This window comes from Novosphingobium sp. ES2-1, assembly GCF_015169775.1.
Lineage (GTDB): Bacteria > Pseudomonadota > Alphaproteobacteria > Sphingomonadales > Sphingomonadaceae > Novosphingobium > Novosphingobium subterraneum.
On the sequence record NZ_CP063446.1, the window covers coordinates 203,662 to 218,765 of the forward strand.

The window sequence follows — 15,104 nt, forward strand, 5'->3', positions numbered from 1 at the left end:
CGACCAGCTTCTCACCTACATCGAAGAACCACTTCAGCGTGTTTCCCCGGGGAAACAATCGCCAAATCGGTTCTTGATGTCGTGAGCGCTGCGGCTCTCAATCGTCGTCGGGGACCACTTCCGGCTTGGTGATCTTGGCCATGCGGGCGTTGTACTTGACCGTCTTGACCGCAATCGAGGTTTCCACGTGGTGGACGCCGTCGATGGACAAGATCTTGTCGGAGGCCAGTTCGACCAGTTCGTCCAATTCGTCGATCAGGCTCATCGCAGTGATGTTGAACTGGCCCATGGTGATCAGCACGGCGTTGACGCCCGGCACCTCGGCGATGATCTGTGCCACTTCGCGGACACGGTCGACATCGGCCTGGACGTTGATGAAAGCGAGACGGGCGAGCTTGCCCATTTCGAACCCGGTGATCGCGGTAAAGGCGATCAGGCCGTCCTGCTGCAGCCGCTTGATGCGCCCGCGCACGGTGCCTTCGGTAACGCCGAGTTCTGCCGCGATCTTGCGGTTGGAGATGCGTGCGTCGAGCGCCAGCATGTCGACCAGCTGGCGGTCAAGTGCGTCAAGCTGAACCGCGGCCATCAGGCATTCCCTCCATTGCCGCGGCTCTCGCCGGGGCGGCCCTCGATCGGAGCGACGTCGAACTGGTACTTGATGATGTCGACCACGATGTGTGGCGTCAGCGTGCGGATGCCGCGCACGGTGGAAAGCTTGTCGAGCAGGAATTCCGAAAGGTCGTCGAAATCGTGCAGGGCGACGAGCATGTCGATGTCGTAGCGACCGGTCACCATGTGCGCAGCGACCACTTCGGGCAGGGCGCCCAGCTCCTGCGCGACCTCTGACGCCGGGCGGCCGTCAACCTCGACCGAGATGCGCAGCAGGACGTTGAAACCGTGGGCGGTGAAGTCCGACACAGCGACAACGCGCAATTGGTTGGCATCTTCCATGCGGCGGATGCGGGTTGACACCGTCGTCGCCGTAAGCCCCAGGACTTCGGCGATCTGCTGGTTGTTGGCCCGCCCGTTCGCCCGCAATTCGCGGATGATCGCCTGGTCGGTCGCGTCGAAACTGAAAATCTGGCTCATCGGTCCCCGTGCCATGGTGCCGTGACGGCAGACCTTGCGGTTTGCGCAGCAACACCACGACCGTCAACCTCAAACTGCTGGTCAAGCGCGCAGTTAACGCACTTTTCCGTAAGTTGTCAGCCTGACGTCCCGCTTTCGACAGACGCAAGTCAAAACGGTGAAACGAAAATCTGACTAATTCTGCTTCATTCCTGTTCGTTCCGTTCGTGGCTGCAATCGAGCCAGAGATGATGGGCATCGATGCGCAATTTTGTCTCGGCCCGCAGCGCTGCGGCCCGTGCCTGGGTTTCGGCCAGAGCTGCATCCTTTGCCTGACGCTCGGCGAGAAGCAGATCGGCGAGATCGACGTGACCGAGGCGATTGCCGGCCTCCAGCCGGTCGGCTGCACGCCTGCTGCTGGCCGCGGCGGCGGCTGTCGCCTTCCATGCCTGCACTGTCCCGAGCGCTGCCGAGTAGTCCGTCGTGGCCATCTCGATCACGTCGAAACGGGCGCTGGCGGCTTCGGCAACAGCGACTTGCGCCTCGGCTGCGGCTTGATCGGAGAGCGCCGCGCGGTAGCGGCCGCCGATCGGCATCGAAAACACGATCCCGGCGCCACGCTCCAGTCCGCCCCGCTCGCTGAAGAACTGCGCTCCGATAGTCGGATCGGCGATGCGGTTGCGACGGCTGCGCTCAGCCAGGGCGGCGAGCCGCTCGGATTCGGCCAATGCCGCGGGGAGTTCATGATTGCAGGTCATGACGGCTTCGCGCAGGCGGGCAAGTTCCTCAGGTGGCAGTCCCGGCTTGGACAACGGTGGCGCTTCGGCAGGCAAAGCCAGTTGCGGGAACTGGGCGACCAGCCTTTCGCGCGCAATTCCTGCCCCGGAAAGCGCCGCATCCAGCCCGGCGCGGTTCATGGCGGCTTCGGCCATGGCACGGTCGGCATCCACTTGCGCTGCATCCTGCACGCGAACCTGGCTGACCACTGCCCGATAGGCTCGCTCCAGCGTCTGTTGCGTCTGGGCCAGCGTGCTGGCCTCGGCAGCTGCCGCGACCCAATCCCACCACAGCTCGTTCAGTTGCAGCGCCAGCTGGTGGCGGGCGTCTTCGGCGCGCAGTTCGGCAACGCGGACACCCAGCACGCCGGCCTTGCGGTCAAGCGCGGACTTGCCCGGCAGGCGGATGGGACGCTCCAGCGAGACGGTGTATTCAGCGTAGCGCCCTTCGTCCTGGATAGTGCGCCGGCTGACATCGCCGGACACCGTGAACTCGTTCTGGGTGGCACGCAGCGCGTTCGCCTCCTGCCGTGCAGCTTCAACCCTGGCATCGGCCGCGCGAGAGCGGGGGTGGGCCTCGATCGCCTCCACGACGGCGGCATCGGAGAGGCCGGGGAGCGACTGGTCGCTGGTCTGGGCAAGGAGCGGGGCCGCCATCAGCAGCGGCCATGCAAGAACAAGATTGTACTTCATGCTGAAGCGCCTTCCATCCCGCCATCGAGCGCAGCGCGCTCGGCGGAATTTTCGCCGAACCGCTCATAGAGCATCGGCAGGAGGAACAGGGTGAGCAGCGTCGAGGTGACGAGGCCGCCGATCACGACAATCGCCAACGGCCGCTGGATCTCCGAGCCCGGACCACTGGCAAACAGCAGCGGCACGAGGCCGAAGGCGGTGATCGCGGCGGTCATCAGCACCGGGCGGAGACGACGCTCTGCACCCTGGCGGACGGCTCGCTCCAGGGTCAGTCCCTGATCGCGCAACTGGCGGAAATACGTGACCATGACGAGCCCGTTGAGCACGGCGATGCCGAGCAGGGCGATGAACCCGACCGAGGCGGGCACCGAGAGATACTCGCCCGAGACCGCCAGCGTCACGATCCCGCCGACGACTGCGAAGGGAATCATCGCGATGATCAGCAGCGAGGCCCTGATCGAGCGCAACGTCCAGAACAACACGCCGAAGATCAGCAGCAAGGCAATCGGCAGGACTACGCCGAGCCGGGCCGAGGCGCGCTGCTGGTTCTCGAACTGACCGCCCCATTCCAGGCGATATCCGGGCGGCAGCTGGATATTGGCGGCAATGTCGGCCTTGGCCTCGTCGACGAAACCGACGAGATCCCGCCCCGAAACGAAAGCCTGCACCACCGCAAAGCGCGATCCGTTCTCGTGGTCGAGCTTGACCGGGCCTTCGACCTGATGGACGCGGGCCACATCACCTACGCGCAGCAGCGTGCCGTCGGGACTGCGGATCAACTGGTTTGCGAAGACATCGAGGCTCCCGGCATTGGCCGGATCGCCCTTTATCACGATGGGCACGCGCCGATGGCTTTGCGCAACCACGCCAGCGTCGGTCCCTTCGAGCTGGGCGCGCAGCACGTCCTGCAGTTCGGCTACCGGCATTCCGGCACGGCCCGCAGCCAGGCGGTCAATATCGATCTGGAGGTAATCGACCTTGTCGTCCGCCAGGGTCTTGACCTCGGTAACGCCACCGATCCTGCGCAGCCGATCCTGTGCCTTGGCGGCAATCTGACCGAGGGTTTCAAGGTCGGGCCCGAAGATCTTGAGCGCCAGATCGCCCCGCACGCCGGTAAGCATTTCCGAAACGCGCATCTCGATGGGCTGGGTGAACGATGCTTCGACGCCGGGCATTTCCTCCATGGCGAGGCGAATCTGCTCGATCAGCCATTCCTTGTCCTGCTCGCGCCATTCCTCGCGCGGCTTCAGGCGCATGAAGGTATCGGTATCGTTGAGCGACATCGGGTCCAGGCCGAGTTCATCAGCACCGACACGGGCGATGATGTCCTGCACCTCGGGCACCTTCGACATGATCAGCTTCTGGGCCTTGAGGTCTCCCGCGATGGTGTGGTCCAGCCCGATGCTCGGCTGCTTTTCGAGCTGCATCAGCACAGCGCCTTCGTCCATCGTCGGCATGAAGGTCTTGCCGATGAAGCCATAGGCAACCGCCGCTGCCAGCAGCGACCCGCCGGCCATGCCGTAGACGCGCGTCCGGTTTTCGAACGCCCATTGCAGGGCTGAATGATAGCGGGGATTCAACTGGCGCATCAGCCATGGGTCGTCGTGGCCTCCATCCTGCTTCAGGCCGAAGTAGGACAGGACCGGGATCAGCGTGAGCGACAGGACCAGGGCGCCGGCCAGTGCCAGCACGATCGTCATCGCCACCGGGCCGAACAGCTTGCCCTCCAATCCTTGCAGCGTGAGCAGCGGCAGGAACACCAGCGCAATGATCGCCATGCCCGAGGCAACCGGGGTTGCCACTTCGCTGGTGGCGACAAGAACCTGATGGAGCTTGCTGGTCGAGCCGTGGTGCGGATGGGCAAAGCGATCGACCACGTTTTCGACCACGACCACCGCGCCATCGACCAGCATGCCGATGGCAATGGCAAGGCCGCCAAGGCTCATCAGGTTGGCCGACATGCCCAGCCAGCGCATCAGGATGAAGGTGATCAGCGTTGCCATGGGCAGGGCTGCCGCCACGATCAGCGAGGCGCGGACGTTGCCGAGAAACAGGAACAGCAGCAGGACGACAAGCACGCTCGCCTCGATCAGGGCCTTCTCCACGGTCGAGACAGCGTGGCCGACCAGTTCGGACCGATCGTAGAACACGTCGATCGTCATGCCCTGGGGCAGACCGCTTTCGATTTCGGTCATGCGCGTCTTGACGTTTTCGACGACCTTGCTGGCATCGGCGCCGCGCAGGGCGATGACGAGCCCTTGGACCGCCTCGCCCGTGCCGTTCTTGGTCACGGCGCCATAGCGGGTCAGGCTTCCGGTGGTTACCGTCGCCACGTCGCCAAGGCGCAGGACAGTACCGGCCTGGCTGCGGATGACGATGGCGCGAAGGTCATCGGCGGTCTGGATGGCGCCCACCGAGCGCACGATCAGCGTGCTTTCGCCATTGGCCAGCCTGCCGGCGCCATCGTTGCGATTGCCGCTTTCGATGGCGGTCTGGAGATCGTGATAGGTCAGGCCTGCCGCCGCGAGGGCGCCGGGATCGGGCCGAACCTCGAACGTCTCGGCATGGCCACCGAGCGAGTTCACGTCAGCCACGCCGGGCACCGTGCGCAGGGCAGGGCGGATGACCCAATCGAGCACGCGGCGCTTTTCCGCCAGCGATTGCGGACCTTCGATGGTGAACATGTAGACATCGGAGAGCGGCGTCGAGATCGGCGCGAGGCCGCCTTCCACCGACGAGGGCAGATCGGCCATGACGTTGTTGAGACGTTCGGCGACCTGGGTGCGCGCCCAGTAGATGTCGGTACTGTCGGAGAAGTCGATGGTGATGTCGGCAATGCCGTACTTGGCGGCCGAGCGCAGGATCTCCTGGTTGGGGATGCCCAGCATCTCCATCTCGATAGGGGTGATGACGCGGCTTTCGACCTCCTCCGGCGTCATCCCCGGAGCCTTCATGATGATCTTGACCTGCGTGGTCGAGATATCGGGGAATGCGTCAATCGGCAGGTTCTGGAACGACCAGCCTCCGAAAATCGCCAGCGCCAGCGCGAGGCCAAGCACGGCAAGCCGTGCCCCCAGCGACCATTCAACAAGGCGTCTCAGCATCACTCACCCCCGCCGCCCAGCAGCATCTTGAGTTCGGGGATTGCGCTGGTTGCCACCACCTCGCCGGGCTTCAGGCCCGCCAGGATCGCAGTCTCGCCATTGCCGCTGCCGCCAAGGCGAACCTCGCGCAGCGCGAAGCGATTGCCGGAGCGGACGAAGACCACGTCCTTTTCGGCAATGCGGGTCAATGCAGCGGAAGGGACGCTCACCACTTCGCCGCTGCTGCCCGCACCGATGGTGACCATTACCGACTTGCCGGCGATCAGCCCTTGCGCGCCGCCAATGGTTGCCTTGGCAACCACGCTTCGCGTTGCGGGATCGATGCTGGAGCCGACCGACAGAATGCGGCCTGTGGCGATGCCGGGCAGGGCTACGGTCATGCCGGGGCGGACATTCGCGGCCAGCCTCTCTGGCAACTGCAGATCGAGCCGGTAGGCATTTGCCGCGTCGATCACGAAAGGCGCGGTCATGCCGTCGACCGGCCCACCGGTCTGCACGCCGACCTTGGACACGCGGCCTGAAATCGGCGCGCGCAAGGTTACCATGCCGCTGCCGCTGGCGCCGGAGGCTGCCAGGATACGCGAGGCCTCACCCGCTTCCGACTGCGCCTGAGCAAGTTCGGCCCGCGCTTCCTGCACGCGCGCGCCGGCAATCACGCCTTCCTTGAAGAGCGCTTCGGTGCGGGCGAGGTTCGCCCTTGCCAGCGATACGCGCGACGATGCGCGGCTGCGCGACCCGCCCAGTTCCATCGCGTCGCGGCTGACCATTGTTGCCAGCGGCTGTCCGCGGCGCACTTCCTGTCCCTCGATCACGAAGACCTGCCGGATCGCGCCGGGCAGGGCGGCTGTCACGGCCACCCGGCTTCCGGGGGGAAGCGTGATGACGCCAGGAACTGCACCCAGGGGCACTTCTCCGCTCAGGCGCGCGGCAGCCGTCTTGATGCCGAGCCGGGCGAACTGGGCGTCGGTCAGTTCCATCGGCGCTACGGGCGCGGAAGCCTGCTCGGCTTGAGGCGCCGGTGCGGTGCCGTTTTTGACCAGCGCGTAACCGCCTGCAGCAGCCACGAGGACGGCCAAGGTGCCGCCCACAACCAAATTGCGGGTATTCATTGCAATGCCTTTCCTGAACGCAAGTTCGTGGCGGCTCGCGAACGAACCGCCCTGCACAAGGGATCAGGTCAATGGCGGCTCAAGCGGAGGGACTGTCTTGCGCGAAGTCAACGCTGTTGCCCTGGCCGGGAAGTGCAATGATGGCGTTGGAGCAAGGTCGTTTGCCCCGGCTTTCAGGTCCATGCCGATGACCATCGGGCTGTGATGATGGTGGGCCGCTTCCCCTGCCTGATCATCGGGCTGGGCGGAATGCTTGACAGCAGTGTCGCCTTCACCATGCTCAATGCAGGTATATGCCTCGACTTCGCCATCGATAGCATTCTGCGCGGCATGGGCAGGGAAGTGCATTCCGGCCAGAAGGACCGAGAAAACGATCGCAAGTCTAATCAGCAGTTCCCGCATTGCGCAGCCCATAGCAACGACCGAATGATTGGGCAATTCGCGGGTCACTAGCGGCTCCTCCCGTATGCACTGGAGACCTTATATTGGCCGTTGGCGAACGGATTGAGCGGAAAGCAAAGCGCTTTCAGCAGAAATCACCGATTGGGGGCGCCGGCGCAGCGGAGAATGCCCCGCACGACGAAAGGGCGCGCTGCGCGGGCCTTGCGTCGACTGGAAACGGGCACGACGGCACAAAGACTCCGGTGTCATCCCTTTTTCACAATAATCGTTCGTCGCCGCGCACCCTTTCGACGGAAGATTCGTCTGCGGACCCATAAGCTCGAGGAATAAGAACAAAGACGCAGGACGGTTCAAACCGACGGTTTCGCTTGAAGGTAATGTAACAATGTTACATGGTCGGGGCGGGATCGGAGACACGCATCACAGACGAGGGGTGAAGTTGCGATGAAGAAAATGTCCGCAGTAAAGGGCGCGCTGATTGCCGGCGTTGCCATGGGAGCGATGCCGATCACTGCCTGGGCGCAAAGCGCAGCCCCCGCAGAGGAAGAGGCGGCACCTGCCGAGGAAATGGTCGTCATCGGCCAGCGGCAGCAGTACCGCGGCGACGTACCGCTCGCCTCCATTCCGCAGAGCGTGCAGGTGATCGACGCCAAGACGCTGCAGAACCTCAACATCACCCGCTTCGATGCCGCGCTCGACCTGTCGAGCGGCGTTTCGCGCCAGAACAACTTCGGCGGTCTGTTCGACGGCTTTGCCATTCGCGGCTTTGCGGGTGACGAGAACTTCGCAGGCGGCGTGCTCGTCAACGGCTTCAATGGCGGCCGCGGTTATGGCGGCCCGCGCGATGCATCGAACATCGAGAAGATCGAAATCCTGAAGGGTCCCAACGGTGCCGTCTTCGGCCGCGGCGAACCCGGTGGCACGATCAGCATCACCACCAAGAAGGCCAAGGTCGGCGACACGTTCGGCACCTTTGCCGTTCAGGGTGGCAGCTGGAACACCTACCGTGTCGAGGCGGACTACAATCTTTCGCTCAGCGATACCGTGGCGATCCGCCTGAATGGCGCGGCGCAGGACGGCGACAGCTTCCGCGATACCATTCACCAGACGCTCTACACAGCCAATCCTTCGATCCTGTTCGCGCCGAGCAAGGACACCAGCATCTCCTACGAGCTGGAATTCATGCACAACCGGGTGCCGTTCGATCGCGGCACGATCGCGGTGAACAACAAGCTTGGCGTGGTTGACCGCTCGACCTTCTTCGGTGAGCCGGGCGATGGTGACATGCGGGTCGATGTGCTGGGGCATCAGGTGCAGTTCCAGCAGAAGCTGGGGGGCGACTGGTACTTCCTCGCCGGTTTCGGTTACCGCGAGACGGAGTTCAAGGGCTTCTCGAGCGAGGCAGAACTCGATCCGCTCGGCACCAACCGCCGCCAGACGCTGGGCAAGCCCGGCAATTTCCTCGCCCGCCAGCGCCGTTCGCGCGATTACAGCACCGACAATCTTGTCGTGCGCGGCGAAATCTCGGGCAAGTTCTACACCGGCGGGATCACACACCACGTATTGCTGGGCGCGGACTGGGATCGCTTCCGGATCGACCTGCTTCAGCTGCGCGGTCGCCCTGCAAACTATACCGCGGGTACACCGGTTACCGCCGCAAACTACGCGGTTGATATCTTCAACCCCGTCTATGGCCAGACGCTGGCTCTCGGCGCGACGCCGCTGACCAATACCTATGAGACGCAGAAGGCCTGGGGCGTCTATTTCCAGGACCAGATCGACCTTGGTGAAAGGCTGAAGGTGCGCGTTGGCGGTCGTTACGACAACTATCGCCAGACCGTGCTGAACCGGAACAACAACCGGACAACCAACGTCCACATCAAGCAGTTCAGCCCGACGGCCGGTGCGCTTTACGAGATCAACGACGATCTCTCGATCTTCGCGGGCTATGGCGAAGGCTTCCGTCCGAACAGCGGGGTCGACGCAGCCAGCCGACCGTTCCCGGCGGAAATGAGCAAGTCCTATGAAGTGGGCTTGCGACTGGGTGAACCCGGCGGTGCGCTGAGCGGCTCGATCGCCGCGTTCACGATGAAAAAGAACAACATCCTGACCGCCGATACGAACCCTGCAAATGCCGGCTTCTCCATTGCCGGCGGTGCGGCCCGCTCGCGCGGTGTCGAGGTGGACTTCAATGCCAATCTTCCGGGCGATATCTCGATCATCGCCACATATGCCTTCCTCGATGCCGAATGGACCACGGCGGCGGGAGACAAGGACTTCGGACTGGCCATCAATCCGGGCGACCGGCTGATCAACATTCCCAAGCATGCGGCGAACCTGATCGTGAACAAGGGTTTCACACTGGGTGAGCAGCGCTTCACGCTGGGGGCGGGCGTAAACTATGTCGGCAAGCGGCTGGGCGAGACCGGCACGACGTTTGAACTGCCCGGCTACATCATCGCACGCGCAATGGCGAGCTATGAACCGGCTGACAACATCAAGCTCACGGCAGACGTGACCAACCTGTTCGACAAGGAGTTCTATACCGCATCCTACTCGCGGTTCTGGATTGCGCCGGGTGCGCCGCGGGCGTTCAACGTGCGCGCTACCTTCACGTTCTGATGAACCGGGTTGCCGGAGCCCCCGCTCCGGCAACCCGACTTTTTCGGCAAAGCTCCCATGGCGCGTAGCGGCTTTCTGACTTGGCATCGCCGTATGGCCCTGCTGTTCGCGCCGCTGATTTTCCTGCAGGCGCTGACGGGCACAATCCTGCTGCTGCGGGAGCCGCTTGCCTACGTTCTGGAACCGCAAGGGTCCGATGGACCGGCTCTGGGGGTTCCGATGCTTGCAGCGGCGGCGACCCGTACCGGCATGCATCTTACGCGGCTATACCTGCCAGCATATCCTGGCGGGCCGGTAATGGCGCAATTGGCCAGAGCCGACGGTAGCATGCACTATGCGGCAATCGAGCCAGCATCGGGCGTTATCCTGCGCGAAGGTGGAATCTGGGCTTTTCCGCTGGAGGCTGCCCTGCAGTGGCATTACCGGTTGATGTCCGGCACGGTCGGCCTTGTCGTTGTCGCGCTGAATGGCATCGTACTGCTGCTGCTCTCCGGGACCGGGCTAGGGTTCTGGTGGCCTGCGGCCGGGCGCTGGAAGACATCGCTGAAGATCAATCCGAAGATGCCCGCGCGCGTGCGGTTGCGGCAATGGCATCGCAGCGGGGGCGTGTTGGCATCGCTGCTGGTGCTGTTCAGCGCGGTGACTGGCGTGCTGCTTGCCGCTCCCGATTTGGCACCCGCCGCGCCGATGGCAACCACGGCCTTTGTGGCAAGTCCGATGCAACTCGATGGGGCGATGGGATCGGCAACGCGAGCCTATCCTGCCGCGGCAATACGGGACGTGCGCTTTCCGGCCGCTGACCGGATCGACGTGAACTTCCTCGCGCCGGAAGAAGGGCCATTGGCAGTTCATGCCGTCTCGGTCAGGCTTTCGGACGCAAGGCTGCTGCACGTCGTTCCGGCCGCGCAAAGTCCGGCCCTGTGGATGAAGGTCCTGCCTTTGCATACTGGCGACAGCGGGGGAATTTTCGGAATGCTCATGCTTCTTCTGGAAGCACTGGCAATCATGGCTCTTTCGATCACCGGCCCCATGATGTGGTGGCGGCAAAGGAAAATGCGCAAGTGACACTGCTCTATCACGGTCTGGAACAACGCGGTCGGGTGTGGCGCGAGATCGTTGCCTCGCGCGTTCCGCAAATGCCCTTTCTGCACTGGGGCAAGGACAGCGTCGATCCGCAGGTCGTCCGGTATATTGCCACTTGGAATGCACCCCCGGACTTTATTGCGCAGTTTCCCAACCTCGAGATCCTGTTCAGCGTGGGTGCTGGTATCGACCAGTTGCCTATCGGCGCGCTGCCACCACAGGTGCGGGTGGTGCGAATGGTGGAGCAGGGCATCATTACCGGCATGGCAGAATACGTGGCGATGGCTTGCCTTGCCCTGCATCGCGACCTGCCGTTCTTCATTTCGGAACAGCGGGCCGGGCGCTGGACCTATCGGCACACGCGGCTGGCGTCGGAAAGCCGGATCGGCGTGATGGGCCTGGGTGAACTCGGGCGAGCGGCGTTGGACGTGCTCAAGCCGCTGGGCTTTCCGTTGTCGGGCTGGAGCAGGACCCGGCGGGAGATCGCGGGCGTGGAGTGCTTTGCCGGCACGGAGCAACTGGATGCATTTCTGATGCAGGCGGACATTCTCGTTTGCCTGCTACCACTGACGGACGAGACTCGCGGAATTCTGTGCCGTGAGACCTTTGCCAAGATGCCGGTCGGTAGTGCCGTCATCAATGCCGGGCGGGGCGGTCATCTGGTTGCCGAAGACCTGATCGAAGCCCTGGACCAAGGGCAGTTGCGCGCAGCCATGCTTGACGTGACCTGCCCGGAGCCACTGCCCGAGGGCCATGCATTCTATCGCCATCCCGCCATTTTCCTGACGCCGCACGTGGCAGCGGAGACGCGCCACGAGACGGCGGGTAACGTCCTGGCCGACAATCTTGAGCGGTTGCTGGCGGGTGATGCGCTGCTGGGCGAAGTCGACCGCAAGCGGGGCTATTGAAGTGCGGCATGACGTGCTGCGGAATCCCATCAGAACAGTGCAGTGCGCCTTGCCCGGCTTGAACGAACGGGTGCAAGTTCTGCCTGATCGGTGGTCATCTTTCCCGGTCACAAGGCCCTCGAGAATTCAAGAGTCAACGGGGCCAGAAACAGGAAACGAGTTTCGATCATGACCACAGCTGTTTTCACGCCCAAGTTCATCAGCTTCGATTGCTACGGCACGCTGACCCGCTTCCGCATGACGGAGATGGCGACGGCACTCTATGCTGACCGCATTGCCGCCGAGGCTCTGCCGGAATTCTGCAATGACTGGGCAGCCTATCGGCTCGATGAGGTGCTGGGTCCTTGGAAGCCCTATAGCGAAGTCCTAGCCAATTCGCTGGAGCGCTGTTCGAAGAAGTGGGGTGTGGAGTTCCGCCTGGCCGAGGCGACCGCGATTTATGAAGCGGTGCCGACCTGGGGGCCGCACGATGACGTGCCTGGTGGCCTTTCGAAGATCTGCGACAAGATCCCGCTGGTGATCCTTTCCAACGCGATGAACAGCCAGATCATGTCGAACGTCGAAAAGCTCGGCGCGACATTCTACAAGGTCTACACCGCCGAGAGCGCGCAGGCCTACAAGCCGCGCATGCAGGCATTCGAGTACATGTTCGACCAGCTCGGCATGGGACCGGAAGTGGGCATGCATGTCTCGTCGAGCTTCCGCTATGACCAGAATACCGCGACCGACCTCGGCTTTGGCTGCCGGGTGTTTATCGGCCGCGGACATGAGCCTTCGAACGCCAACTATCGCGATGTGGAAATTCCGCACATCGGCGCGCTTCCCGCGGTCGTCGGCCTCTGATGCTTTCGCGCCGTCTCTTGCTGGGAAGCCTTGCTGCGGGGGTCGCGCTGGCCCCTGCCGACAGGCTGATCGGGAAACCCCGCAGGGGCGGCCGGATTCGCGTCGCCGGAATCGTCGCATCGACTTCCGATACCCTGGACCCGGCGCGTGCGGGCAATTCCAGCGACTACATGCGCATGTTCCTGCTCTATAGCGGACTGACGCAATACGATCGCGGGCTGGCGGTGAAGCCGGGTCTGGCGGAAACGATCGAATCCACCGACAATGTGACATGGACCATCCGCCTGCGCCGCGGCGTGCAGTTCCACAACGGCAAGTCGCTCGATGCTGGCGATGTTGTCCATTCGCTGCTGCGTCACCGTGATCCGGCGGTGGGATCGAAGGTCAAGGCAGTGGCGGAGCAGTTCGCCAGTGCGCGCCGGGTGAATGCGCACGAAGTGGAATTGCGCCTGATCGGCCCAAATCCCGACCTTCCCATCATTCTGGCGCAGCCTCAGTTCGTGATCGTGGAGAACGGCCGGCGGGAATTCAGCAAGGCAAATGGTACCGGGCCGTTCGCGCTCAAGGCTTTCGCGCCGGGCATCCGCACGATCGTGCAGCGCAATCCCAACTACTGGAAGCCGGGGCAGCCCTATCTCGACGAGATCGAGCTGATCGCGATTCCGGACGAGCTTTCACGGGTAAACGCGCTGCTTTCGGGCGACGTGCAGATGTGCATCTCTGTCAGTCCGGGATCGGTGAAGCGGGTGCGGGCATCGTCATCGCATCTGGTGATGGAGACCAAGTCAGGGCTCTATACCGATCTGGTCATGCGGCAGGACAATCCAGTGACCGGCCATCCCGATTTCGTGCTGGCGATGAAGCACCTGATGGACCGGGACCTGATCAAGCGGGCGCTGTTCCGGGGTTTTGCGACGATTGCCAACGACCAGCCAATCTCGCCGCTGGATCCCTATTTCAACGCCGACATTCCGCAGCGCGCGTTCGACCCGCACAAGGCGAAGTTCCTGCTCAAGCGGTCTGGCCTCTTGGGCACTCGTCTGCCGGTCTATGTCTCGCCGGCGGCAACGCAATCCGTGGACATGGGGTCGATCCTTCAGGAGCACGCCGCGCAGATCGGGCTCAATCTGGCGATCAATCGCGTGCCAAGTGACGGGTATTGGTCAACCCACTGGATGAAACACCCTTTGACCTTCGGGAACATCAACCAGCGGCCAACGACCGACCTCCAGTTCAGCCTGTTCTTCCAGTCCAAGGCGACGGAGAACGAGGCGGGGTGGAAGAATGCGAAGTTCGACAAGTTGTTGATCGAGGCGCGGCAATCGCGCGACCCGGCACTGCGCAAGGCGATCTATGGCGAGATGCAATGGATGATCCATCGCACCGGGGGGCTGGGCATTCCGGTGTTCATAAGCCTGCTCGACGGCTATGACCGACGCATTCGCGGGCTTCAACCAATCCCGCTGGGTGGCCTGATGGGCTATTCTTTCGGCGAACACGTGTGGCTTGAAGCATGAGCGGCGCAGCTTCTGGTTCGCCTTGGCGCGGTCCGGCCCGCTTGGTGGCCAAGCGCATCGGCCTTGCATTCATCACCCTGCTGCTGGTTTCGGCGGTGGTCTTCACGATCAGCGGCCTGCTGCCGGGCGATGCGGCGCAGGAATTGCTGGGGCAAGGCGCAACGCCCGAACAGATTGCGGCCTTGCGGCATGAGATGGGCCTCGATCGGCCGGCCGTGGTCCGCTACTTCGAATGGCTGCGGGCCATCGCCGTGGGCGATCCGGGCAATAGCATCGTTGCCAACAAGCCAGTTGCCGAGATCATCTCCGAAAGGCTGCCCAACACGTTGACTTTGGCGGGCTTGACGACCGTGTTTTCGGTGCCGTTCGCCTTTCTGATCGGCATCTGGTCCGCCGTTACGCGGGGAAGGTCTACGGATCGCGCGCTCAACATCATGACGCTGGCAATGGTGGCCCTGCCGGAGTTCCTGGTGGCGACGATTGCCGTGCTGGTGTTTTCGGTAAAGCTGCTGTGGCTCCCGTCGATCACCATTGTGCCGCAGGACCCGACACTGGGCGAGTTCCTGCGTGCCTATGCCATGCCGGTGATGGTTCTGGGCGTGGGTGTGATTGCTCAGCTGGGGCGAATGATCCGGGCGGCAATCATTGCCGAACTGGACCGACCCTATGTGGAAATGGCGCGCTTGAAGGGCGTTTCGCAAGCGCGCCTGATCGTGCGTCATGTCCTGCCCAATGCAGTGGGGCCGATTGCCAATGCGATGGCGCTGAGCCTTTCCTACCTTTTCGGCGGGGCGATCATCGTGGAGACGATCTTCAGCTATCCGGGGCTGGCCAGCCTGATGGTCAATGCGGTGACATCGCGCGACATGCCGCTGCTGCAGGCCTGCGCCATGATCTTCTGCGCAGCATACCTGCTGCTGGTGCTGATCGCCGACACGGTTGCCATCCTCGCCAATCCACGTTTGCGACAGGGATGACC

At 63.2% G+C, this 15,104-nt stretch carries 12 protein-coding genes; 6 read left to right on the top strand and 6 right to left on the bottom strand.

The annotated features are described in order from the left end of the window. Positions 1 to 97: 97 nt before the first annotated feature. From IM701_RS16320 to IM701_RS16345, 6 genes are all read right to left on the bottom strand, one after another. Positions 98 to 586: an Lrp/AsnC family transcriptional regulator gene (locus IM701_RS16320; RefSeq protein ID WP_039335926.1), complete on the bottom strand. Its 489-nt coding sequence runs from the start codon at positions 584 to 586 to the stop codon at positions 98 to 100. Further along, complete coding sequence (locus tag IM701_RS16325; RefSeq protein WP_052242549.1) at positions 586 to 1,089, bottom strand: Lrp/AsnC family transcriptional regulator; 504 nt, start codon at positions 1,087 to 1,089, stop codon at positions 586 to 588. The genes IM701_RS16320 and IM701_RS16325 overlap by 1 nt, the downstream gene beginning before the upstream one ends. 185 nt (positions 1,090 to 1,274) lie before the next feature. Continuing rightward, positions 1,275 to 2,537 (bottom strand): TolC family protein, encoded by a 1,263-nt coding sequence (locus tag IM701_RS16330; protein WP_230487926.1) that lies wholly within the window; start codon positions 2,535 to 2,537, stop codon positions 1,275 to 1,277. Continuing rightward, complete coding sequence (locus IM701_RS16335) at positions 2,534 to 5,641, bottom strand: efflux RND transporter permease subunit (protein WP_193828780.1); 3,108 nt, start codon at positions 5,639 to 5,641, stop codon at positions 2,534 to 2,536. The genes IM701_RS16330 and IM701_RS16335 overlap by 4 nt, the downstream gene beginning before the upstream one ends. Further along, complete coding sequence (locus IM701_RS16340) at positions 5,641 to 6,750, bottom strand: efflux RND transporter periplasmic adaptor subunit (RefSeq protein ID WP_193828781.1); 1,110 nt, start codon at positions 6,748 to 6,750, stop codon at positions 5,641 to 5,643. The genes IM701_RS16335 and IM701_RS16340 overlap by 1 nt, the downstream gene beginning before the upstream one ends. Before the next feature lie 63 nt (positions 6,751 to 6,813). Next, positions 6,814 to 7,200 (bottom strand): hypothetical protein, encoded by a 387-nt coding sequence (locus IM701_RS16345; RefSeq protein WP_193828782.1) that lies wholly within the window; start codon positions 7,198 to 7,200, stop codon positions 6,814 to 6,816. Positions 7,201 to 7,596: 396 nt separating this feature from the next. On the opposite strand from IM701_RS16345, the gene IM701_RS16350 reads away from it, so the two are divergent. From IM701_RS16350 to IM701_RS16375, 6 genes are all read left to right on the top strand, one after another. Continuing rightward, positions 7,597 to 9,774 (top strand): TonB-dependent siderophore receptor, encoded by a 2,178-nt coding sequence (locus tag IM701_RS16350; protein WP_193828783.1) that lies wholly within the window; start codon positions 7,597 to 7,599, stop codon positions 9,772 to 9,774. Positions 9,775 to 9,831: 57 nt separating this feature from the next. Next, positions 9,832 to 10,839 (top strand): PepSY domain-containing protein, encoded by a 1,008-nt coding sequence (locus IM701_RS16355; protein WP_255527847.1) that lies wholly within the window; start codon positions 9,832 to 9,834, stop codon positions 10,837 to 10,839. After that, the gene (locus IM701_RS16360) at positions 10,836 to 11,765 is read left to right on the top strand and encodes a glyoxylate/hydroxypyruvate reductase A (protein WP_230487927.1); all 930 of its coding nucleotides are present in this window, start codon (positions 10,836 to 10,838) and stop codon (positions 11,763 to 11,765) included. Before IM701_RS16355 ends, IM701_RS16360 begins: the two co-directional genes overlap by 4 nt. 168 nt (positions 11,766 to 11,933) lie before the next feature. Beyond that, positions 11,934 to 12,608 carry a haloacid dehalogenase type II gene (locus IM701_RS16365; protein WP_039335937.1) on the top strand — a complete coding sequence of 225 codons (675 nt, stop codon included), beginning with the start codon at positions 11,934 to 11,936 and terminating at the stop codon, positions 12,606 to 12,608. Next, the gene (locus tag IM701_RS16370; RefSeq protein WP_193828785.1) at positions 12,608 to 14,125 is read left to right on the top strand and encodes an ABC transporter substrate-binding protein; all 1,518 of its coding nucleotides are present in this window, start codon (positions 12,608 to 12,610) and stop codon (positions 14,123 to 14,125) included. Before IM701_RS16365 ends, IM701_RS16370 begins: the two co-directional genes overlap by 1 nt. Further along, positions 14,122 to 15,102, top strand: coding sequence for an ABC transporter permease (locus tag IM701_RS16375; protein ID WP_052242552.1), 981 nt, complete (start codon positions 14,122 to 14,124; stop codon positions 15,100 to 15,102). Before IM701_RS16370 ends, IM701_RS16375 begins: the two co-directional genes overlap by 4 nt. The last annotated feature ends 2 nt before the right edge of the window (positions 15,103 to 15,104 follow it).